The sequence below is a fragment of the Shimia sp. genome (assembly GCF_049116215.1).
In the GTDB taxonomy this organism is placed as follows: domain Bacteria; phylum Pseudomonadota; class Alphaproteobacteria; order Rhodobacterales; family Rhodobacteraceae; genus Shimia.
Window position 1 is genome coordinate 108968 of sequence record NZ_JAGDZB010000002.1, and the last position, 19979, is coordinate 128946.

The following is a 19979-nucleotide window of genomic DNA, read 5'->3' on the forward strand; positions in this document are numbered from 1 at the left end:
TCAGAATTATGTCTTCAAGCGCTTCCCCCTCCTCCACATTCCGCGTGGCCGACCTTCGACAGAATCGCCCAACCGGCTTTGACCTGCGGCCAAACACCCAGGAGCTTGGCGCACTGGCCGACGCGCTTGGTCTCACAACTTTGCGCAAAGTTGTATTTACCGGCGAGATACGCGCGTACGGCAAAAATGACTGGGAGTTGGTTGGTGTCTTGGGTGCCACTGTTGTGCAGCCCTGCGTGGTCACGTTGGAATCGGTCACAACTCGGATCGATGAGAAAATCGAGCGCCGTTTCCTCGCGCAAATGCCCGAATTGCCTGACGATGACGAAGAAGTCGAAATGCCCGAAGACGAAAACTCTGAGCCTTTGGAAACACATATCGACGTTGAAGCGATCCTGCACGAGGCGCTGGCTCTCAACATTCCGCAATTTCCACGTGCAGACGGTGCTGAATTGCAAGAAGCCGTCTTTACGGAGGCCGGAAAAAAGGCCATGACAGACGAAGACGTCCGCCCTTTTGCCGGATTGGCAGCCTTACGTGACCAGCTGGGCTCAAAAGAGGACGAATAGGGCTTGCGTTGTGCGGAAATCGCAGTATTTTCGCGCGCTCATTCGAATTTAGCGTTGGACTCGGGCGCGCTTACCGCGTAGAGGCTCCGAACGCTCAGGAAACCGGGCTCCGGCCCCCAAGTAAATCAAAGGTTGCGACATGGCTGTCCAGCAGAACAAAGTATCGAAATCGCGCCGCAACAACCGCCGTGCACATGACGCCCTGGTTGCAGCGAACCCAAACGAATGTGAGAACTGTGGCGAACTGAAGCGCCCGCACCACGTATGTGCTTCTTGCGGCCACTACAGCGACCGTGAAGTCGTTGCGATGGTTGAAGACGTCGATCTGGACGAAGACGCAGCATAAACAACGGGATCTGAGCCCGCATGACCGGTTTGGCGCAAACAGCAAACCCCGGCAGCGGGCGCACAGTGATCTCAGTTGACGCCATGGGTGGCGATCGCGGGCCGGCAGCTGTTGTTGCCGGCATTTCGCATTCTGCGAAGATCAACCCAGACATTGCTTTCATTTTGCACGGCCCCAAAGACGAGCTTGAGAAGCTGGTCACGCGCAAGCGCATTCTGGATGGCCGGGTTGAGATTCGCGACGCCGCTGACGTGGTGTCGATGGAAGACAAACCCCGTGATGTGATCCGCTCTAAAACCACGTCTATGTGGTCCGCATTGGAATCAGTGCGCAGCGGCGAAGCCGACGGCGTGGTCAGTTGTGGCAATACCGGCGCCTTGATGATGCTCTCCGTTGTCCGGCTACGAAAAATCCTCGGCGTGGATCGCCCGGCCATTGCCGTACTCTGGCCCTCCCGCGCGCCTCAGGGCTTCAACATAATGCTCGACGCCGGCGCAGATATCAGCGCCGATGAGCATGATCTGTTGCAATACGCGCTGATGGGCGCCTCCTATGCCCGCAACGGCATGGACCTGGAACGCCCTCGCGTTGGTTTGCTCAATGTGGGCACCGAAGAGCACAAAGGCCGCACCGAGCTCAAGCTGGCGCATGATCTCATCGCCCGCAACGCCCGGAATGCAAATTACGACTTTGTCGGTTTTGTAGAGGGCAATGATTTGCCCGCCGACAAAGCTGATGTGATTGTTACCGACGGGTTCACTGGCAACGTCGCCCTGAAAACTGGAGAGGGCACCGCAGGCCTAATCGGCTCATTGCTTAAGGAAGCCTTCAAGTTCTCCCCTCTGTCGCGCTTGGCTGCTCTGCTGGCCTATACATCACTGAACCGTCTCAACAAACGCATTGATCCCCGACGCGTCAACGGCGGCGTGTTCCTGGGCCTGAACGGCACTGTGGTGAAATCACACGGGTCGTCGGATGCCACAGGCGTATCCGCTGCGGTTAAACTCGCCTTCAAACTGGCGCAATCGGGCTTCTCTGAAAAGCTTGCGGCGCGGGTTGCATCTGCCGTTTCTCTGCCGCAAGATGCTGACAGCACAAACGAATAACAATAAAATAGCAAGGCACTGATATGACGACACGCGCCGTGGTTAAAGGCGTTGGCCACTACTTGCCGGAACGGGTCGTTCCCAACGCCGAATTCGAAAAATCTCTGGACACCTCGGACGAGTGGATTCGCACCCGCTCGGGTATCGAGCGGCGGCACTTTGCGGCCGACGATGAGACAACGTCTGATCTTGCAAGTTTGGCAGCCAAGGCGGCTTTGGAAAATGCAGGCCTAACCGCCGATGACATCGACGCGGTGGTTGTGGCGACGTCCACACCAGATCTGACCTTTCCATCTGTTGCCACAATGGTGCAGCAAAAGATTGGCATGACGCGCGGCTTCGGTTTTGACGTTCAAGCGGTCTGCGCCGGGTTTGTTTACGCATTGACCAATGCCAATGCTCTAATCCTGTCCGGTCAGGCCAATCGTGTTCTGGTGATTGGGGCAGAAACCTTCAGCCGCATCATGGATTGGACCGACCGCGCCACTTGTGTGCTGTTTGGGGACGGTGCCGGTGCGCTGATTCTGGAGGCGCAAGACGGTGCCGGCAACAACGCCGATCGTGGCGTGTTGAGTGCCGACCTAAACTCTGACGGCCGCTACAAAGACATGCTTTTTGTTGATGGCGGCGTGTCCACAACCGGCGACGCTGGCAAGCTGCGCATGCAGGGAAATGCTCTTTTCCGCCAGGCAGTTGAGAAGCTTACTTCAACTGCACACACCGCGTTGACAAAGGTTGGTTTAACCGATGGAGCCGTGGATTGGATTGTCCCACACCAGGCCAATATCCGGATCATTCAGGGCACCGCAAAAAAACTAGGCGTCCCGATGGAGCGCGTGATTGTGACCGTACAGGACCACGGCAACACATCAGCTGCGTCGATCCCGCTTGCCCTATCCACTGGCGTTGCCGAAGGCAAAATTAAACAAGGCGACTTGCTGGTGACCGAAGCAATTGGTGGCGGCTTGGCTTGGGGCGCTGTGGTTCTGCGCTGGTAAAACCGGCCTAAGTGGTTGGCGAATATTGCAGATAATCGCCGCGCTTCCCGTGCAAATCATTGACTCCCAATTTCTCTTGCCCCTATGGTTTTTGAAACGTGTACCGGCAGGGGGGACCACATGACTGACAAGACATTGACCCGGATGGATCTCAGCGAAGCAGTGTTTCGCGAAGTAGGCCTGTCCAGAAACGATTCTGCACAACTGGTCGAGAGCATTCTGACCCATATGTCCGATGCCTTGGTGCAAGGTGAGCAGGTCAAAATTTCCTCTTTTGGGACGTTCAGTGTACGGGACAAGGCAGCCCGCGTCGGTCGCAACCCGAAAACCGGCGAGGAGGTTCCGATCCAACCCCGCCGTGTCCTGACTTTCCGACCGTCGCATCTGATGAAAGATCGCGTCGCAGCCGGCAACAAAAAATAAGACGAGACAAACTCCATGGCCAAATCGCGTGAGGCATTTCGCACTATTAGCGAAGTCGCTGACTGGCTTGACGTGCAAACGCATGTCCTGCGCTTTTGGGAAAGCAAGTTTTCACAGGTCAAACCTGTGAAACGTGCCGGTGGGCGGCGGTACTACCGCCCACAAGACATGGAGCTATTGGGCGGCCTCAAGAAACTTCTGCACGAAGACGGCATGCCGATCAAAGAGGCGCAGCAGCTGTTGCGGGAGAAAGGCGTCAAACACGTTTCTAGCCTGTCCCGCCCTGTAGACGAGGAAGCCCAGCCAGTGGAAGCGGTTGCAGAAGATGTGACCGAAGACACAGGCCAGGAGCCAGTCGAGACACTGCTGGAAGAACCGCAAGCCGACATCCCTCAAGACGAACCCCCTAAAATTGAGGCTGAGCAAGACGAGCCTATAGAGGCCGGTGACGAAGACCTTGAGGACGCGCCAGAGGCCAACGCACCGCTTGAAGATGTCATCAATCAAGAGACCGTTGCCGTCCAGGAAGACACCGGAGAGGAGACGTCCGAAGAAACGCTTTACACGGCACCGGATGATCTCGAACCGGATGTTGAGAGTTCCGTTGAAGGCGTCGAGGAAGACGACAACGCGGGCATTCCGGAGGATCTTCTGGTCAAAATCGAAGATGATGTGCCCGCAGCTCCGTCTGATACAAACCCCCTACCCTCAGGTTTGACCAACCCCGCGCAAGTTCCGGAAGTAGACCAGGCAGAGCCCACCGCAGCGGCGGAATCGGAACAAGCCCCTAAGGTTGAAGCGGGGGCCGGCTCTGGTAGTTCTAAAGAGTTGCCGCCAATGGACGATCTTTTTGCCTCGCTGGACACTCCGGCGGCTCCCGCCCCGACCGAGGCTGCGGACGACACGTCGCCAGCGGTGTCCGATACGACAGAGGCCGCGCCGCTTGACGAGCTTACGTCCTCGGACCCAGCCGCCCCGGCGCCTATCCAGTCCCCGGAGGTTACCTCGGAACCGGAAACAAACGCACCGACTGCTGCCTTTGTGCCTGAGCCTATTGCCGAGGGCGACGACGGTGCGCCTCCGTCCACTTCAGCAATGAGCGACGCCTCGGATGTACCGTCCATCGACAGTGCGAACTCTGTAGAGGCGCCAACGACCAGCACTCAGTCCAGCCCTGAGGCCGCTGCGCCCGCGCCAACGCCGCCCCCACAAGCGCCTACAGAGACGGCCAATGAGCCTTCCGCCACATCTCCATCCAGCGCACCTGATTTGGAAACCCTCGTCGCCCGCGAAACCGCGCGAGACGACTTCTTGCTGATGCTGACCAAACCGGTGACCGTAGACCGCAAAGACGCCTCTCGCGCGGCCGATCTTCTGGCACGCCTTGAGGCGCTTCACAGCAAAGCTGGCTAAATATCAGGGCGAGACAAAACTTGCATTTTAAGACTTGCTCCCGCCCGCAATTTCGTTATGAACAGCCCATCGTCGGGCTATGGCGCAGCCTGGTAGCGCGTCCGTCTGGGGGACGGAAGGTCGCAGGTTCGAGTCCTGCTAGCCCGACCAATCAAAACCGCCCGTGTGCCGCAAGGCCCGGGCGTTTTGTGTACCTGGAGACGACCCAATGACCGGTGTTATTCCGAGCCAAACCATTGAAACCATGCTGGAAACCGGCGAAATATCGGTCACAGAGCCAGTGGCTGAGGGCCAGGTTCAACCGGCATCTCTTGATTTGCGCTTAGGAACCGTTGCTTATCGCGTGCGTGCGTCTTTCCTGGCGGGCAATGGGCGCAGCGTCCAAGATCGACTGTCCGAATTTGAAATGCACCGCATCGACCTGACCAACAGCGCCGTGTTGGAAAAAGGCTGTGTTTACGTCGTGCCGCTGATGGAAAGCCTCGCGCTGCCTGACGATGTGCAAGCGGTGGCCAACGCCAAAAGCTCCACAGGCCGTCTTGATCTGCTGACCCGCACCATCACCGATGGTGGCACTGAGTTTGACCGCATTGCACCGGGCTACTCTGGGCCGCTTTATGCCGAAATCTGTCCACGCAGTTTCTCTGTGCTTCTGCGCCCCGGCATGCGCCTCAACCAAATTCGCTTCCGCAAAGGCCAGAGCATTCTGACCGATGCCGATTTGACTGTGTTGCATGACCGAAGCCCGCTAGTGAACGGCGCCGCCGTGATCGACGATGGATTGGGGTTCTCTGTCGATCTGAAGCCCTCTGAGGGCACTTTGGTTGGGTATCGAGCCAAACCACATACCGGCGTGATCGATCTGGACAATATTGGTCACTACGATCCCGCGGATTATTGGGAAGAGCTGCACAGCTCCGACGGTCAAATCATTCTGGACCCAGGCGCGTTTTATATTCTCGTAAGCCGCGAAGCCGTGCACATTCCACCAGCCTACGCGGCAGAGATGGCGCCGTTTCTGGCCATGGTGGGTGAGTTCCGCGTGCATTACGCCGGTTTCTTTGATCCCGGGTTTGGCCATGACGCCGCTGGCGGCACAGGGTCACGCGGTGTTTTGGAAGTGCGCTGTCACGAAGCCCCCTTTGTGCTTGAACACGGTCAGGTGGTGGGTCGCCTGGTCTATGAGCGCATGGCTGAGGTACCAGAGCAGCTCTACGGCTCTGGCATCGCGTCAAATTATCAAGGTCAGGGCCTGAAGCTCAGCAAGCACTTCAAAGCCAGCTAAGAGGGCTTAGAAACGGCCAATCTTGCGGGTCACCCGCATGGCTTGCTTCGCCCGTTTTGCATCAAACTGAGGCGCAGCTTTAGGGGATTGCGGTTTGTCTCCCCAAGGCCCCGGCTCTGTTGGCGCCTTACCCTTATGCGCTTTGGAAGCGGCATTGATCCCCGCATTAATGCCGCCGTTGATCAGACGGCGCATCACCATCCGGGTCACCATATTGATCAGTTGATTGGCATTCATAGGAGTCACTCCACCCGTTGTCTTGATCATAATCTAAGCATCAAATGCGCCAATAATAGGGCTTCAGACCATTTTTGGCGCAGCCTTAATCCTCAAACATCTCGGACTGGCCTTCGTCGATGACCATTCCATCATCGTCTTCAACCGAATTCACGCCCAAAGGAATTGTGCCAGGCGGCGGGCGGTTTTCCAGAAGTCCCGCTGCCCGCAGTTCTTTTAGGCCGGGCAAGTCGCGCGGGCTGGAGAGGCCAAAGTGATCCAGAAACTGCGGCGTGACCACAAAGGTCACTGGACGCCCAGGCGTCATCTTGCGCCGCCCAAACCGGATCCACTCCATCTCGAGCAGCTGATCCACCGTGCCACGGCTCACACTCACCCCACGGACCTCTTCAATTTCTGCGCGTGTCACCGGCTGATGGTACGCGATGATGGCCAAGGTCTCGACAGCCGCGCGGGACAGTTTACGTGTCTCTACGGTCTCTTTTTGCATGAGAAACCCAAGGTCCGGTGCTGTGCGCATCGCCCAGGCATCACCAACCTTGACCACCTGCACACCCCGTCCCTCATAGCGTTTGCGCAAGTGCACCAAGGCCTCCGCCGCGTCACAGCCATGCGGCATGCGGTTGTTCATTTCCTTGACGCTCACTGGCTCCGCACTAGCAAACAGGATGGCCTCGCACATGCGCTCTTGCTCCGCAATCGGCGGCGCCTCAAACAGGCTTTCCTCCTGCTGCGGCGCGCTCTGCGCATCCCCCGCACCGGGCTCCGACATATTGATATCGTCACTCATCCCTGCCGTCTCTCTTTCGTACTTCAATCGGCGCAAAGGTCTCGCTTTGACGGATAAACACTTTGCCTTCCTTGGCCAGCTCCAGTGACGCCGCAAAGGTTGCTGCGGTGGCCGAACGCCGTTTCTTAGGATCATTTTCCCAGCCAACAGGCAAATAACTCAGAATATCGGTCCACGCTCCGGCATATCCAATCAGACCGCGCATACGCTCCAAGGCCTCTTCCATGGTGAACACGGACTCGCGATCCAGAATAAACGGGCGGAACTCATCGCGGGTGCGCAATCGCGCGTACCCTTGCATCAAATCCATCAGGGTTGCTGTGAAGGTCACTTTCCGCACACGCTCCACGGTTTCCGGCACACCGCGCGCGAAGAAATCACGCCCTAGCCGATCCCGCGCCATCAGCTTCGCCGCCGAATCGCGCATTGCTTGCAGCCGTTCCAATTGGAACGCCAAATGCGCCGCAAGCTCCTCCCCCGACGGACCTTCTTCGGTTGGATCAGGCGGTAAGAGCAGGCGTGACTTCAAAAACGCCAACCACGCCGCCATCACCAGATAGTCCGCCGCAAGTTCCAGCCGGAGCCGTTTGGCGCGTTCCACAAAATCCAGATACTGCTTGGCCAGTTCCAGAACCGAGATCTTGCGCAGGTCCACTTTCTGCGTGCGTGACAGCGTGAGCAGCAGGTCAAGCGGCCCCTCAAACCCGTCCACATCCACAATCAGAGCTTCCGCTGCCATGCGTTCGGCAACAGATATCTCCTCCTGTTCGTCCTCAAAGGACATCTGGAGAGTTTTGTTTAGGTCAGTCTCGGCCATGCCCCTGCCCGTCAAGCGCCGCTTCAGAACGCTTTAAGTTCCTCGGCAAGCGCTTCAATGTCAACAGGCACGGGTTGGCGCCGGGCGGCCAGCACCGCTTCGGCCCGACGCTGTCCCGCCTCAGACATTTCACCGATTGACGCTGCAACCGACTGACGCTCTGCCAGTGTGCCGTTGCAATGCAGAACCGCATCACATCCTGCAGAAATCGCCGCCACAGCACGCTGATCGACAGTGCCACTCAGCGCTTTCATGTCGATGTCATCCGTCATGATCAGCCCATCAAAGCCAATCTCATCGCGCATAAACTGCATCATCTTCGCAGAGGTGGTCGCCGGCGCATCGTCCATGTCTTCAAAGACAATATGGGCCGTCATGCCCATTGGCAGATCATTCAGTGCTTTGAACGGTGCAAAGTCGCCTTCCAACTGCGCTTTTGGCACAGGGACACGCGGCAGGTCCTTGTGGCTGTCCACAACAGCCAGCCCATGCCCTGGCATGTGCTTTATGACGGGATAGACGCCGCCATCCCACAAACCGTCGGCTACCGCGCGGCCAATCTCAATGATCTGCTGTGGATCCTCGCCGTAACACCGGTTGCGCAAAAACAGATGGGTATCGGGCCGCGCCACATCCACCATGGGCGCACAATCCGCATCAATACCCAGCACCAACAACTCATGTGCGATGATGCGATAGCGCAGATACATCGCCCGCGCTGCATTTCGACCAGCCTTTTGGACCTCTTCCAAAGGCGGCAACCATTCAGAGGCCAAGGGCGCACGAATGCGCTGTACGCGGCCGCCCTCCTGATCGATCAGGATCGGCGCATGGTGATCCACACAAGCGCGCAGCTCTTCACAGAGCGCGCGGATTTGATCTGCGGTGTCAATATTGCGCGCAAATAGGATAAAGCCAAACGGCTGCACCTCTCGAAAGAACGTCTTTTCCGCAGCTGTCAGGCGCAAGCCATCACAGCCAAAAATCGCGGCGCAAAAGCGGCTCATCGGGTGGTGACCGGAATACAATCGGCGTTTTCAGCCTTCAGCGCAGAGCACATCCGGCGCGCGTCACTCACGGTGTCAAAGCCCATCGCGCGCAAGCGATAAAACACCCGCCCGCCGCTGCTCGCCTTTTCAATCACCCGCGACTTGTCGCCAAGATAGGTGTCAAACCGTTGTTGCAACTTGTCCCATTCCGCCCGCGCAATCTCCGGGCTGGCATACGCGCCCAATTGCACCAGACGGGTGCCTGCGGGAATGGTTTCTGCATCTACTTCTTTTAGGGCGCCCTGCACCGCCGCATCAATTGAGGCAACCTGCGTGCCTAGCGCCTTTGAGGATAGATTGGCGGGACGCAAAACCGGACGCAGCGAGCGCTTCAACCCACCTGTGATCTCGGGCTTGGCTGCAGGTTCCAGATCAGCGGAAACCTCCGGCTCCTTCAAAGCCACCTGAATGGGTTGGACCTCATCGAGCTCAATTGTCTCCAAAGGTGTTGCCCCTGCGGACAGCTGGTCAGCCAATTCTTCCACCGACAGCGGCGTGCTCACATCCAGCGGGGCTGGCGCAACGATGCGCTCAATTTGCGCGCGTGCGACCACCTCGGTTAATTTTTCCGTTTCAACGAGACTTGGCACCGCAGAGCGTTCCTGGGCCGGCTGCACCACAACTGGCGCATTCTCAACCCGATCTCGATCTGTCAAAGAAATGGGCGGCGGCGCAACAATCACCTGCTCCGCAGGGCCAGCTGCGCTGCCATCGGCAGCCACCTGATTGACCATCAGCCCTTGGTGGCCTGCCTGACGTCCGCCGGGGTCTTCCGGCTGAATGCGCATTGGCCCTTCCAAGGCGCGCACCACCGGTACACCACTCACGTCGAGCGAAAGAATTTGGACACCCCAAACACCGGTGCCAACCACCAGTGCTAGAGATACAAACATTCCCGCGCGATTCACCAGAAGTGCCGCGTTGGAAGATTCGCCTTTGGGAACGCCGTGCGCGCCCATCGGAATTTCTGCCATTTTTGCCTCACTGCCCGTCCGCGTTACCGCGTTGTACGGTGTCGCCGGGGTCGTCTTGCCTAGTCCTCAACCCCGACGAACGTGCAGCTTTAGCGCATCTCTTGCGCCGGAGTTACGCCCAGAATACCAAGACCTGCGGAAATAACAACGGCCACTGCACGTGCGAGTGCAATTTTCGCCTGTGATGTATCTGCGTCACCCTCTTGCACAAACCGCAACGAGGTATCCTCATTGCCTTTGTAGTAAAGCGCGTGCAGCTCCCCTGCGAGTTCATAGAGATAGAAGGCAATCCGGTGCGGCTCGTTGGTGCGGCCCGCAATTTCTACCAAACGCGGCCATTCCGCCAATTTCTTGGCCACTGTGATTTCCGCCGCGTGGTCAAGCTTACCAAGGTCTGCTGCTGCCAAAGTAGCGTCACCTGCAGTGATCCCAGCCGCCTCGGCGTTGCGGATCACCGAACACACCCGTGCATGCGCATACTGCACATAGAACACAGGGTTGTCTTTGGACTGCTCCAGAACCTTGTCAAAATCAAAGTCCAGCGGCGCGTCGTTTTTGCGGGTCAACATCACAAAGCGAGTCACATCCGGCCCCACCTGGTCCACCACATCGCGCAGAGTCACAAAGGTCCCTGCCCGCTTGGACATCTTGAACGGCTCACCGTTTTTGAACAGTTTCACCAGTTGGGTCAGCTTGATGTCCAATGGCACCTTGCCATCTGACAGCGCCGAAACCGCCGCCTTCATGCGCTTGACGTAACCGCCGTGGTCCGCACCAAAGACATCGATCAGCATGTCAAAGCCGCGATCAACTTTGTCATAGTGATAAGCAATGTCAGGCGCAAAGTAGGTCCAGGCCCCATCGGATTTCTTCACCGGACGATCAACGTCGTCACCATGTTCGGTGGACTTGAACAACGTCTGCTCGCGGGGCTCCCAATCTTCCGGCTTCTTGCCTTTTGGAGGCTCCAGCACACCTTCATAGATCAGGCCCTTTTCTTCCAATTCCGAAATCGCCGCTTCAATCCGGCCGGTGCCGTACAGGGACTTTTCAGAATAGAACTTGTCCATCACCACGCCCAACGCCTTCAGGTCAGCCCGGATCAGTTCCATCATCGCATCGGTTGCGAAGACGCGAACATCCTGTAGCCAAACGTCTTCGGACTTATCGAGGTAGGCGTCGCCAACCTTGTCCTTCAACGCCTTGCCGGTCTCGATCAGATAGTCGCCGGGATAGGTGCCTTCCGGGAAAGCAACCTCTTGGCCATGTGCCTCAAGATAGCGCAGGTACACAGACCGCGCCAAGACGTCGACCTGACCACCGCCATCGTTGATGTAGTACTCACGGGTCACATCAAAGCCGACAAAATCCAGCAGAGACGCCAGCGCATCGCCAAAAACTGCACCCCGGGTGTGACCCACGTGCAGAGGGCCAGTTGGGTTGGCAGAGACATACTCCACATTGACCTTTTTGTCTTCACCCATGATGGAGCGGCCAAAGTTTTGGCCACCTTCCAGCGCAGCTTTCACCACGCCTTGCCACAGAACCGGAGCCAACCGCAGGTTCAAAAACCCTGGACCAGCCACCTCGGCCACCTCAACGCGTACGTCTTCCGCCAGCTTACCGGCTAGCACTTCGGCAATGTCACGCGGCTTCATCTTGGCAGGTTTCGCCAGCACCATCGCGGCGTTGGTCGCCATATCGCCATGCAGCGCATCGCGTGGGGGCTCTACCGCCACGTTTTTGAAGTCCAGTCCCTCAGGCAGTTTGCCTTCGGCTTGCATCGCTTCCAACGCGTCAATCACCAGCGCGCGGATCTCGGAAAACAGGTTCATCAGACCGTCCTATCAATGTGTCTTTGGTCTTTTCGGATTTGGCGTGGTTTATCACCCCAATCCGTCACGTCAACGTGCCTTGCCCAGAAGCTGCTCATGTTGTTGCAGCGCATAGCGGTCCGTCATGCCGGAAATATAGTCTGACACCATCCGTGCCACCGCCGTTTCCGTGTCGCAATTTGCCAAGTCCGCATGCCAACGCGAGGGCAGCAACGTCGGTTCCGTCAAAAATAGTGGGAAGAGTTCTTTGACCACAATGGTGACTTCCTTGCGCATCTTCACAACACTGGGTGCGCGATACATGCGTGTGAACAGGAAGCTGCGAATTTCTTTGAGATCCGCCCAAAGCGCAGCCGAAAACTGCACAACAGGCCGCCCACAAGCGCGCAATTCTTCCACGGACTGCGCATCCACCTCGGCCAACGCCGCGCGGGAGGTGTCGATCACATCCCCGACCATCACGCCAAACACCCGCCGCAGCGCCTCATGTCGCCGCCGGATCGCTTCCAACCCCGGATACTTTTGATCCACGGCAGCAAAAGCCTCTCCCACAATCGGCAGCGCACAAATCTCTTCTTCCGTGAATAGCCCTGCTCGCAGCCCGTCATGCAAATCGTGGTTGTTATAGGCCACATCATCCGCCAAAGCCGCAACCTGCGCTTCCGCACTTGCATGGGTGTGCAACTCAAGATCATGCAGCGCATTGTAGTCCGCCAATGCATAAGGCAAATCGCCTGTCACAGGCCCATTGTGCTTGGCAATCCCCTCCAAGGTCTCCCAGGTCAGGTTCAGGCCATCAAAATCCGCATAATGCCGCTCCAGTGAGGTCACAATCCGCACCGCCTGCGCGTTGTGGTCAAACCCGCCGTAAGGCGCCATCAATTCATGCAGGGCGTCTTCGCCGGTATGCCCAAAAGGCGTGTGCCCCAGATCATGGGCCAGCGCAATCGCTTCGGTAATTTCCTGATTGAGCCCCAACGCCCCTGCAATGGTGCGCGCCACCTGCGCCACCTCAATCGAATGCGTCAAACGGGTGCGGAAATAATCGCCTTCATGCTCCACAAAGACCTGTGTCTTGTGTTTGAGCCGTCGAAACGCGCTCGCATGAATGATCCGGTCCCGATCCCGTTGAAAACACGAGCGGAAGCTGCTCTCCTCCTCCGGAAAGCGCCGTCCCTTGGCGCGCGCCGGATCTGAGGCATAGGGCGCCTGCATAAGCGTGGTCCTTGTAGCCTGTCCTTAGCCCTTCTATATTGGAGTTTATGCCCGCTAGGAACCGGGCAAATCGCGCGAATAGGACAAAATATCATGCAGTTGCCGCCCAAAGTGACCCAAAGAGCCTTCGAACGTCTCGCCGAGATTGGCGCCGCCGAACAAGGCCAGGCTCTACGCGTGGCTGTAGAGGGCGGCGGATGCTCTGGCTTTCAGTATGAAATCAAACTCGATGCCCAAACAGACGACGACCTTGTGCTGGAAGGCGCAGGTGAGAAAGTCTTGGTGGACAGTGTCTCCCTGCCGTTTCTGACAGATGCCGTGATCGACTTCACCGAAGAGCTGATTGGCGCGCGGTTTGTTATCAACAACCCCAACGCCACAAGCTCCTGTGGCTGTGGCACCAGCTTCTCCATGTAAGGTCAAGCGACTGCGGACCGCACTTTGCCCGTGGCTGGCATCATGTCAGCTACAAGCACCAACCCGCTCACCACCACCAAAGTGCCGCCCAGCACCACAGCGCCAGTGATGGCCTCGCCAAACACGGCCGCACCAACAATCAACGCCCACACAAACTGAATGTTCATCAAAGGCGTCGCCACATAGGCAGGCAGCAGGGTCAACGCAACCATACACAGACAACGCGCCACAAACATCACCCCTCCATAGAGGCATGCCCACAGCACATCTGAGATTGGCATGGGCACGGCCACAAACGGCAAAATTGCTAGCATCACCAAGCCCGCTGTGAGGTTCGGCCAAAACACCTGCGCCAAGCACCCGCCTTCACGTTGTGTCATCCATCGTGCCAACACCATTGAAAGCGCCGAGGTTACACAGCCCACAACAGCGGCAGTGTGCCCGATCCCCAAGCCACCTCTACCGTCCGCAAAGAGACATGCCACACCAAAGCTGCCAACGGTCAATGCTGCCCAAGCGGTGACTCGCACCGGCTCATGCAAGACAGACCCCGACAAAACCGCCACTCCAAGCGGGATCATCCCAATGAACAGAAACATTTCCGCTAACGGCAAAAGCCGAAACCCGTGGTAAAACCCAAAGGCCCCCCAAAGCCCCACCCCACAACGTAGCGTCATGAGACCCGCATACCGCGTGCGCAAACTGGTAATCACGCATTGAGCCCCGTCGCGTTTTTGAACGCGTGCTGAAATCATGCTGAGCGCCACCACAACCAAACAAGACACGCCAAATAGCTGGGCCGCAGGATAGTTCTGCGCGATCATCTTGATCAGCACATCCGCCCCTGTAATCACCAAAGAATATCCTAGTACCACCACGCCGCCAAAGACGCGCACCGAAACAACAAACACACGCCCCTCAACACCAAAACAGAAAAATTTGACGAAAGTACTTCGCGTAGCCTGCCACAGGTTTCCGATTTCACAAAACCACTGAGGCCGCGCCGCTTCCACCGTGCAACATTCCGCCTTGCTGTTCCCCGCTTTGGCTGGATAGATACCCTTATCAAGCGAACAGGAGCGCGCCCATGAAAATCGCCACATTCAACATCAACGGCATCAAAGCGCGTATCGAAACCCTGCCCCGCTGGCTGGATGAGGCCAACGCCGACGTGGTGCTGCTGCAAGAAATCAAATCAGTGGATGAAGCCTTCCCACGAGAAATCTTCGAGGACCGCGGCTATCAGGTCGAAACCCACGGCATGAAAAGCTTTAACGGTGTGGCGATCCTCTCCAAGCTCCCGCTCGAAGACGTAACTCGCGGTCTGCCCGGAGATGAGACAGACGAACAGGCCCGCTACATCGAGGCCACCGTCATGGGCGACACCCCTGTGCGCGTCTGCGGCCTCTACCTGCCCAACGGCAATCCCTGCCCCGGTCCCAAGTACGACTACAAACTTGCGTGGATGGAGCGGCTTTACGCCCGCGCGCAGGCGTTGATGGCGACAGAGGAACCCTTCCTCATGGCTGGTGACTACAACATCATCCCCCAAGATGAGGACGCCGCCAAACCTGAAGACTGGCAGGAAGACGCGCTGGCCCGTCCCGAAAGCCGCGCCGCTTATCGCCGCCTTTTGAACCTCGGCTTTACTGAAGCCTTCCGCGCCCGCAATCACATGCCCGGCATGTATTCCTTTTGGGACTACCAAGCCGGTGCTTGGAACCGCAACAACGGCATCCGCATCGACCATTTCCTGCTGTCCCCGCAATGCGCGGACCTGCTGCAGGACTGCCAGATCGACAAAGAGGAGCGCGGCCGCTCCAAGCCGTCCGACCACGTGCCTGTCTGGGTTGACCTCGCCGCCTAAGGCGCATCCCAATCCACATCGGTGACTTCTTCGATCGTCAAACTCCCCTCCGGCCAAGGCACCATCAACGGCGCGACCTCTTCCGGCGTGCCGGTGAGCCACAGATCGATGGTGTCTTTCTCAAGCAGCACGCCCATCCGATGGTGGATCGGCTTCACATCGGCATTGGGCTCACAGGTCACCGTTGCCACCTGATGGACCTCCCGCCCAACGGGTGCGGTCCAAACATCCGTAATCGCCGCAAACACCAGCGGCGCTTCCCCTCTGATACGCCACGCCGTTTTCTTGCGCTTTTCGCCGGTCCACTCGTACCAGCCGTCGACAATCACAACAGCGCGGCCAACGCCGTCAAAAGCCGACTTATCAAACACGGTTTCCGAGCGCGCGTTGACAATCGTTTCCATCACCGGCCGCCTGCGCGCATTCACGCGACCTACTGGAATGATGCCCCAACGCATGCGTTTAAAACCGTCATAGGTCAGGCACACAACTTCTTGCCCCGGCGCAATATTCCGTCGTGGCGGCTCGTCAGACACCTCACCAACCTCACGATCAACCCACTGGCCGATCTCCGTCATCGAAGCCTCAAGAAACAGCCGCCCCGGCATTGATCACTCCTCTGCTGCGCTCTCCGCAAGGCTTTGCACAACTGGACCAAGAATCGGCACAATCTGCGCCACACCCTGCACATTTGGATGGATTCCGTCTGCTTGCATCAACGCCCGCAACTCTTCTGCAGGTAAATCCCGAATGGCCTCAAAGAAGTCCGGCACCAGAGCCACGCCATACTGTGCCGCCAACTCGCCATACATGCCGTCAAACGCTTGCTTGTAGTCCGCGCCAAAATTCATCGGTGCCTCAACTCCAATTAGCAGCACGTCGACACCCGCAGCCTGACCAGCCTCAATGATCCCTGCCAGATTGGCTTTGCTTACCGCCGGATCAATCCCGCGCAGCGCATCATTACCTCCCAAGGTGACAATCATCGCGTCCACATCCGGCCCCAAGGTCCAGCCAACGCGCGACAGCCCGCCCTGCGTGGTATCGCCTGACACCCCCGCGTTCTGCACCGTTACATCCAGCCCTTGCCCCTGAAGCCAGCTTTCCAGCTGTGGCACAAAGCCTTCTCCCTGCGGCACGCCATAGCCGTGGGTCAGGCTATCCCCCAAGGCCGCAATCACCACTGGCTCTGCCAAAGCTGACCAAGCCGTTAGGGGAACAACCAAAATGCTCAGCGCCAGCGACTTGCCGCGGCGCGATAGCGCCCCATATAGGGTGGAAACATTCATCAACAGGCGGCCTCTTTCATGTCATCCATTCTCTCCCTTCAAGATGCGGTTTTGGCGCTGGATAGCAATGCCGGACGCATAGAAATCTTGCACGGCATCTCTTTGGACGTGCAGGCGGGAGAGACTTTGGCGCTGGTTGGCCCCTCTGGATCGGGCAAATCTTCGCTACTGATGCTGATGGGGGGATTGGAACGCGCCACCTCTGGAACCATAACGGCACTGGACCACGACCTCTCCGCCATGGACGAAGACGCCTTGGCACGCTTCCGCCGCGAAAACATGGGGGTGGTGTTTCAGAACTTCCACCTGATCCCAACTATGACCGCACTCGAAAATGTCGCCACACCGCTGGAGCTAGCCGGCCGCAAAGATGCCATGGAGCGCGCCAAAGCCGAACTTGAGGCCGTGGGCCTCGCCCATCGCGCCGATCACTACCCCAGTCAAATGTCCGGCGGAGAACAGCAACGCGTCGCCCTTGCGCGTGCATGCGCCCCCTCCCCGCGCCTGTTGCTGGCCGACGAGCCCACCGGCAACCTCGATCAATCTACCGGCGAAACCATCATGGACCTGCTGTTTGATCTGCACGACAAACGCGACACCACGCTGATTCTTGTGACCCACTCCAACGCACTGGCTGAACGCTGCGAACGTGTAGTGCGCCTTCGGGATGGCCGCATCGAAACCCCACTTACCTCGGTCGAGGCCACGGCATGAGCCTCGCAGCCGCAACACGCATCGCCCGCCGTGAAATCCGCGGCGGCCTGCGCGGCTTCACCGTCTTCCTCGCCTGCCTGATCCTTGGCGTAGCCACCATTGCCGCAATTGGTTCCGTGCGCAGCGCCATCCAAACCGGCCTTGCCTCGGAAGGCGCAACGCTCTTGGGCGGCGACGCCGAAATGAGTTTCACCTATCGCCGCGCCACCGACGCAGAACTGGCGTGGATGGCCGATAACGCCGAGGCCACGTCCGAAATCATCGACTTCCGCTCCATGGTGGTGGTGCCGCGCGCCGACGATACCGAACGCGCACTCGCACAAGTCAAATCCGTGGATGACGCCTACCCACTTGTCGGCAACGTCGACATCACCCCTGACATTCCATGGCAAGACGCCTTGGCTGGATCTGACGACCTCCCCGGTGCAGTTCTGCACGGCCTGCTCGCCGACCGCCTGTCGCTCGACATCGGCGACACCTTTCAGCTTGGCACCCAAGAATTCATCCTGACCGCCCGCCTGGATCGCGAACCCGACACCGCTGGCGGCTTCAATTTCGCCCCCCGCGCCTTTGTCCGCACCGAAGACCTTGCCAACAGCGGCCTGCTCGCCGCCGGCACGCTTTTCACCAGCCACTACCGCCTCGACCTACCGCCCAATTCAGACCTCGCGGCGCTCGAAGCCGACGCCCGCGCAAAGTTTGAAAGCACTGGCCTGCGCTGGCGCGACAGCCGCAATGGCGCCCCCGGCATCACCCGCTTTGTCGAACGCTTCGGCGCCTTCCTGATTCTCGTCGGGCTTGCAGGCCTCGCGGTGGGCGGCGTCGGCATCTCCACCGCCATCCGCGCCTACCTCTCGCGCAAAACCGAAACCATCGCCACCCTGCGCAGTCTTGGTGCAGAGCGTCGCGTGATTTTCCTCAGCTACTTCCTGCAAATTGGCTTTGTGTCTCTCCTTGGCATATCCCTCGGACTCGCCCTCGGCGCGCTCTTGCCGATCCTGCTCGGACCGCTGATCGAGGCTGTTCTGCCGTTCCCGGCCAATTTCAGCCTCTACCCGATCCCTCTGATCGAGGCCGCGCTCTATGGCGCCCTCGCCGCCGCCATCTTCACTCTCTGGCCTCTGGCAAAAGTCGAAAACGTCCGCCCCAGCGCGCTCTTCCGGGACCAACTTGGCGAAAACCGCCACCTGCCCACTGCGCGCTACATCTTTGCGGTCGGCTTGCTCATTGCGCTCCTGCTCGGCCTCGCCAGTTGGCTTTCCGGCTCCACCAGTCTCACGCTGTGGTTCGCAGGCGGCGTCATGGTCGCAATGATCGCACTCTCCTTTGCGGCCACCGGCCTGCGCGCGTTTTTGCGCCGCTTGGCCACCCGCCTGCGCAGCCGCCCCGAACTCCGCTGGGCCGTGCAATCCTTGGGCCGCGCCGGGGATGCCACCACGCCTGTTGTGCTCTCTCTTGGCTTAGGTCTCAGCGTGCTTGCCACCGTGGGCCAAGTCGACGGCAACCTGCGCAACGCCATTGCCCGCGACCTGCCTGACGTGGCGCCATCCTTCTTCTTTGTCGACATCCAGCGCGACCAGATGCCCGCCCTGCAAGCGGATTGGGACGCCACGCCTACCATCCACAATGTCGATACCGCCCCCATGCTGCGCGGCGTAATCACGCGCATCAACGACCAACCCGCCAAAGAGGTCGCGGGCGATCACTGGGTCGTGCGTGGCGACCGTGGCGTGACCTACGCCGGGGCCATGCCACCGGACACCAAACTCACCGCCGGCACCTGGTGGGATCCGGACCATGCTGGCGAGCCCCAAATAAGTTTTGCGGAAGAGGAAGCCCTCGAGATGGGTCTCAAACTGGGCGACACGCTGACCATCAACATCCTGGGCCGCGATATCACTGGCACCGTCACAAGCTTCCGCGAGGTAGATTTTTCGTCTGCTGGCATGGGCTTCGTGATCGTGATGAACGAGGCCGCACTGGCCGGCGCACCGCACAGCTTCATCGCAACAGTCTATGCCGACGCCGACAGCGAGGCGACCCTGCTGAAGGATGTCTCAGAGCAATACCCCAACGTGACCGCCATCCACGTGCGCGACGCCGCAGAACAGGTTTCCAGCCTCGTCGCACAGCTCGCTAACGCCACCACCTATGGCGCGTCCACCATCCTGCTCACGGGTCTATTGGTGATCTTTGGCGCCGCCGCTGCGGGCCAAGCCGCCCGCACCTATGAGGCCGCGATCCTGAAAACCCTCGGCGCCACCCGCGCGCAGGTCCTGCGCAGCTTCGCGTGGCGCGCGGCCCTGCTTGGGGCAGCAGCTGGCACGGTTGCACTTGCTGTAGGACTGACTGGCGGCTGGGCCGTGATGACCTTTGTCATGGAAAGCGACTTCTACGTGATCTGGCCCAACGCCCTGCTGATCTTATCCGCAGGAATCTTGGCCAATCTTCTGGCAGGCATGGTCTTCGCCCTGCCGTCCTTGGCCAATCGCCCCGCGCAAATCCTGCGCGCCCGCGACTAACCCACCAAACAGAAAAAGCCGGGCGCAAACCCGGCTTTTTCATTTTTCAAATACCTCGGGATTGCGCTTGCCTTGGCAAGCGAGGGGCTGGCCCTCTCACCCAATCCTGCGAG

The 19979-nt window shown here is 58.8% G+C and carries 21 protein-coding genes and 1 tRNA gene; 12 read left to right on the forward strand and 10 right to left on the reverse strand.

Features of this window, described 5'->3' with window-relative positions:
- Positions 1-8: 8 nt before the first annotated feature.
- From JXR15_RS06120 to JXR15_RS06155, 8 genes are all read left to right on the forward strand, one after another.
- The gene (locus tag JXR15_RS06120; protein WP_422052362.1) at positions 9-569 is read left to right on the forward strand and encodes a YceD family protein; all 561 of its coding nucleotides are present in this window, start codon (positions 9-11) and stop codon (positions 567-569) included.
- A 139-nt stretch (positions 570-708) separates the two neighbouring features.
- Positions 709-915, forward strand: coding sequence for a 50S ribosomal protein L32 (rpmF, locus tag JXR15_RS06125; protein ID WP_294224507.1), 207 nt, complete (start codon positions 709-711; stop codon positions 913-915).
- Between the two features lie 20 nt (positions 916-935).
- On the forward strand, positions 936-2021 hold the full coding sequence (gene plsX / locus JXR15_RS06130; protein WP_422052363.1) for a phosphate acyltransferase PlsX: 1086 nt from the start codon (positions 936-938) through the stop codon (positions 2019-2021).
- A 23-nt stretch (positions 2022-2044) separates the two neighbouring features.
- Positions 2045-3019: a beta-ketoacyl-ACP synthase III gene (locus tag JXR15_RS06135; RefSeq protein WP_422052364.1), complete on the forward strand. Its 975-nt coding sequence runs from the start codon at positions 2045-2047 to the stop codon at positions 3017-3019.
- A gap of 120 nt (positions 3020-3139) precedes the next feature.
- The gene (gene ihfA, locus JXR15_RS06140; protein ID WP_164646352.1) at positions 3140-3442 is read left to right on the forward strand and encodes an integration host factor subunit alpha; all 303 of its coding nucleotides are present in this window, start codon (positions 3140-3142) and stop codon (positions 3440-3442) included.
- Positions 3443-3457: 15 nt separating this feature from the next.
- Positions 3458-4855: a MerR family transcriptional regulator gene (locus JXR15_RS06145; RefSeq protein ID WP_422052365.1), complete on the forward strand. Its 1398-nt coding sequence runs from the start codon at positions 3458-3460 to the stop codon at positions 4853-4855.
- Positions 4856-4928: 73 nt separating this feature from the next.
- Positions 4929-5005 (forward strand) — tRNA-Pro (locus tag JXR15_RS06150).
- Between the two features lie 58 nt (positions 5006-5063).
- A complete protein-coding gene (locus tag JXR15_RS06155; RefSeq protein WP_422052366.1) occupies positions 5064-6140 on the forward strand; it encodes a 2'-deoxycytidine 5'-triphosphate deaminase in 1077 nt (358 codons plus the stop codon).
- 6 nt (positions 6141-6146) lie between these two features.
- Here the strand turns inward: JXR15_RS06155 and JXR15_RS06160 are convergent, their stop codons facing one another.
- From JXR15_RS06160 to JXR15_RS06190, 7 genes are all read right to left on the reverse strand, one after another.
- Complete coding sequence (locus tag JXR15_RS06160) at positions 6147-6377, reverse strand: hypothetical protein (RefSeq protein ID WP_422052367.1); 231 nt, start codon at positions 6375-6377, stop codon at positions 6147-6149.
- An 85-nt stretch (positions 6378-6462) separates the two neighbouring features.
- On the reverse strand, positions 6463-7149 hold the full coding sequence (gene scpB, locus JXR15_RS06165; protein ID WP_422052812.1) for an SMC-Scp complex subunit ScpB: 687 nt from the start codon (positions 7147-7149) through the stop codon (positions 6463-6465).
- A 10-nt stretch (positions 7150-7159) separates the two neighbouring features.
- Positions 7160-7951 carry a segregation and condensation protein A gene (locus JXR15_RS06170; protein WP_422052813.1) on the reverse strand — a complete coding sequence of 264 codons (792 nt, stop codon included), beginning with the start codon at positions 7949-7951 and terminating at the stop codon, positions 7160-7162.
- Positions 7952-8007: 56 nt separating this feature from the next.
- The gene (locus tag JXR15_RS06175; protein ID WP_422052368.1) at positions 8008-8991 is read right to left on the reverse strand and encodes a glycoside hydrolase family 3 N-terminal domain-containing protein; all 984 of its coding nucleotides are present in this window, start codon (positions 8989-8991) and stop codon (positions 8008-8010) included.
- Positions 8988-10007, reverse strand: a complete 1020-nt coding sequence (locus tag JXR15_RS06180; RefSeq protein WP_422052369.1) for an SPOR domain-containing protein — start codon at positions 10005-10007, stop codon at positions 8988-8990. Before JXR15_RS06180 ends, JXR15_RS06175 begins: the two co-directional genes overlap by 4 nt.
- A gap of 89 nt (positions 10008-10096) precedes the next feature.
- Positions 10097-11842, reverse strand: a complete 1746-nt coding sequence (argS, locus tag JXR15_RS06185; RefSeq protein WP_422052370.1) for an arginine--tRNA ligase — start codon at positions 11840-11842, stop codon at positions 10097-10099.
- A gap of 69 nt (positions 11843-11911) precedes the next feature.
- On the reverse strand, positions 11912-13057 hold the full coding sequence (locus JXR15_RS06190; RefSeq protein ID WP_422052371.1) for a deoxyguanosinetriphosphate triphosphohydrolase: 1146 nt from the start codon (positions 13055-13057) through the stop codon (positions 11912-11914).
- Positions 13058-13150: 93 nt separating this feature from the next.
- Here JXR15_RS06190 and JXR15_RS06195 point away from each other — a divergent pair, with 93 nt between their 5' ends.
- Positions 13151-13474: a HesB/IscA family protein gene (locus JXR15_RS06195; protein ID WP_164646343.1), complete on the forward strand. Its 324-nt coding sequence runs from the start codon at positions 13151-13153 to the stop codon at positions 13472-13474.
- A gap of 2 nt (positions 13475-13476) precedes the next feature.
- Here the strand turns inward: JXR15_RS06195 and JXR15_RS06200 are convergent, their stop codons facing one another.
- Complete coding sequence (locus tag JXR15_RS06200; RefSeq protein WP_422052372.1) at positions 13477-14385, reverse strand: DMT family transporter; 909 nt, start codon at positions 14383-14385, stop codon at positions 13477-13479.
- A gap of 176 nt (positions 14386-14561) precedes the next feature.
- Here JXR15_RS06200 and xth point away from each other — a divergent pair, with 176 nt between their 5' ends.
- Positions 14562-15341, forward strand: a complete 780-nt coding sequence (gene xth, locus JXR15_RS06205) for an exodeoxyribonuclease III (RefSeq protein ID WP_422052373.1) — start codon at positions 14562-14564, stop codon at positions 15339-15341.
- Here the strand turns inward: xth and JXR15_RS06210 are convergent.
- Together JXR15_RS06210 and JXR15_RS06215 are read right to left on the reverse strand one after the other, a co-directional pair.
- Positions 15338-15949: an SOS response-associated peptidase gene (locus JXR15_RS06210; RefSeq protein ID WP_422052374.1), complete on the reverse strand. Its 612-nt coding sequence runs from the start codon at positions 15947-15949 to the stop codon at positions 15338-15340. The genes xth and JXR15_RS06210 overlap by 4 nt on opposite strands.
- Positions 15950-15952: 3 nt before the next feature.
- Positions 15953-16630: an arylesterase gene (locus JXR15_RS06215; protein WP_422052375.1), complete on the reverse strand. Its 678-nt coding sequence runs from the start codon at positions 16628-16630 to the stop codon at positions 15953-15955.
- Between the two features lie 18 nt (positions 16631-16648).
- On the opposite strand from JXR15_RS06215, the gene JXR15_RS06220 reads away from it, so the two are divergent.
- Together JXR15_RS06220 and JXR15_RS06225 are read left to right on the forward strand one after the other, a co-directional pair.
- The gene (locus tag JXR15_RS06220) at positions 16649-17344 is read left to right on the forward strand and encodes an ABC transporter ATP-binding protein (protein ID WP_422052376.1); all 696 of its coding nucleotides are present in this window, start codon (positions 16649-16651) and stop codon (positions 17342-17344) included.
- Positions 17341-19866, forward strand: a complete 2526-nt coding sequence (locus JXR15_RS06225) for an ABC transporter permease (RefSeq protein ID WP_422052377.1) — start codon at positions 17341-17343, stop codon at positions 19864-19866. Before JXR15_RS06220 ends, JXR15_RS06225 begins: the two co-directional genes overlap by 4 nt.
- The last annotated feature ends 113 nt before the right edge of the window (positions 19867-19979 follow it).

What these genes read in the sequence shown, in the direction of transcription:
- JXR15_RS06220 (WP_422052376.1), top strand. Translation starts at nt 16,649, where the DNA reads ATGTCATCCATTCTCTCCCTTCAAGATGCGGTTTTGGCGCTGGATAGC.
- JXR15_RS06145 (WP_422052365.1), top strand. Translation starts at nt 3,458, where the DNA reads ATGGCCAAATCGCGTGAGGCATTTCGCACTATTAGCGAAGTCGCTGAC.
- argS (WP_422052370.1), bottom strand. Translation starts at nt 11,842, where the DNA reads ATGAACCTGTTTTCCGAGATCCGCGCGCTGGTGATTGACGCGTTGGAA.
- JXR15_RS06155 (WP_422052366.1), top strand. Translation starts at nt 5,064, where the DNA reads ATGACCGGTGTTATTCCGAGCCAAACCATTGAAACCATGCTGGAAACC.
- JXR15_RS06210 (WP_422052374.1), bottom strand. Translation starts at nt 15,949, where the DNA reads ATGCCGGGGCGGCTGTTTCTTGAGGCTTCGATGACGGAGATCGGCCAG.
- scpB (WP_422052812.1), bottom strand. Translation starts at nt 7,149, where the DNA reads ATGTCGGAGCCCGGTGCGGGGGATGCGCAGAGCGCGCCGCAGCAGGAG.
- ihfA (WP_164646352.1), top strand. Translation starts at nt 3,140, where the DNA reads ATGACTGACAAGACATTGACCCGGATGGATCTCAGCGAAGCAGTGTTT.
- JXR15_RS06180 (WP_422052369.1), bottom strand. Translation starts at nt 10,007, where the DNA reads ATGGCAGAAATTCCGATGGGCGCGCACGGCGTTCCCAAAGGCGAATCT.
- JXR15_RS06190 (WP_422052371.1), bottom strand. Translation starts at nt 13,057, where the DNA reads ATGCAGGCGCCCTATGCCTCAGATCCGGCGCGCGCCAAGGGACGGCGC.
- JXR15_RS06170 (WP_422052813.1), bottom strand. Translation starts at nt 7,951, where the DNA reads ATGTCCTTTGAGGACGAACAGGAGGAGATATCTGTTGCCGAACGCATG.
- plsX (WP_422052363.1), top strand. Translation starts at nt 936, where the DNA reads ATGACCGGTTTGGCGCAAACAGCAAACCCCGGCAGCGGGCGCACAGTG.
- JXR15_RS06215 (WP_422052375.1), bottom strand. Translation starts at nt 16,630, where the DNA reads ATGAATGTTTCCACCCTATATGGGGCGCTATCGCGCCGCGGCAAGTCG.
- JXR15_RS06225 (WP_422052377.1), top strand. Translation starts at nt 17,341, where the DNA reads ATGAGCCTCGCAGCCGCAACACGCATCGCCCGCCGTGAAATCCGCGGC.
- JXR15_RS06160 (WP_422052367.1), bottom strand. Translation starts at nt 6,377, where the DNA reads ATGAATGCCAATCAACTGATCAATATGGTGACCCGGATGGTGATGCGC.
- JXR15_RS06175 (WP_422052368.1), bottom strand. Translation starts at nt 8,991, where the DNA reads ATGAGCCGCTTTTGCGCCGCGATTTTTGGCTGTGATGGCTTGCGCCTG.
- JXR15_RS06195 (WP_164646343.1), top strand. Translation starts at nt 13,151, where the DNA reads ATGCAGTTGCCGCCCAAAGTGACCCAAAGAGCCTTCGAACGTCTCGCC.
- JXR15_RS06135 (WP_422052364.1), top strand. Translation starts at nt 2,045, where the DNA reads ATGACGACACGCGCCGTGGTTAAAGGCGTTGGCCACTACTTGCCGGAA.
- JXR15_RS06120 (WP_422052362.1), top strand. Translation starts at nt 9, where the DNA reads ATGTCTTCAAGCGCTTCCCCCTCCTCCACATTCCGCGTGGCCGACCTT.
- xth (WP_422052373.1), top strand. Translation starts at nt 14,562, where the DNA reads ATGAAAATCGCCACATTCAACATCAACGGCATCAAAGCGCGTATCGAA.
- rpmF (WP_294224507.1), top strand. Translation starts at nt 709, where the DNA reads ATGGCTGTCCAGCAGAACAAAGTATCGAAATCGCGCCGCAACAACCGC.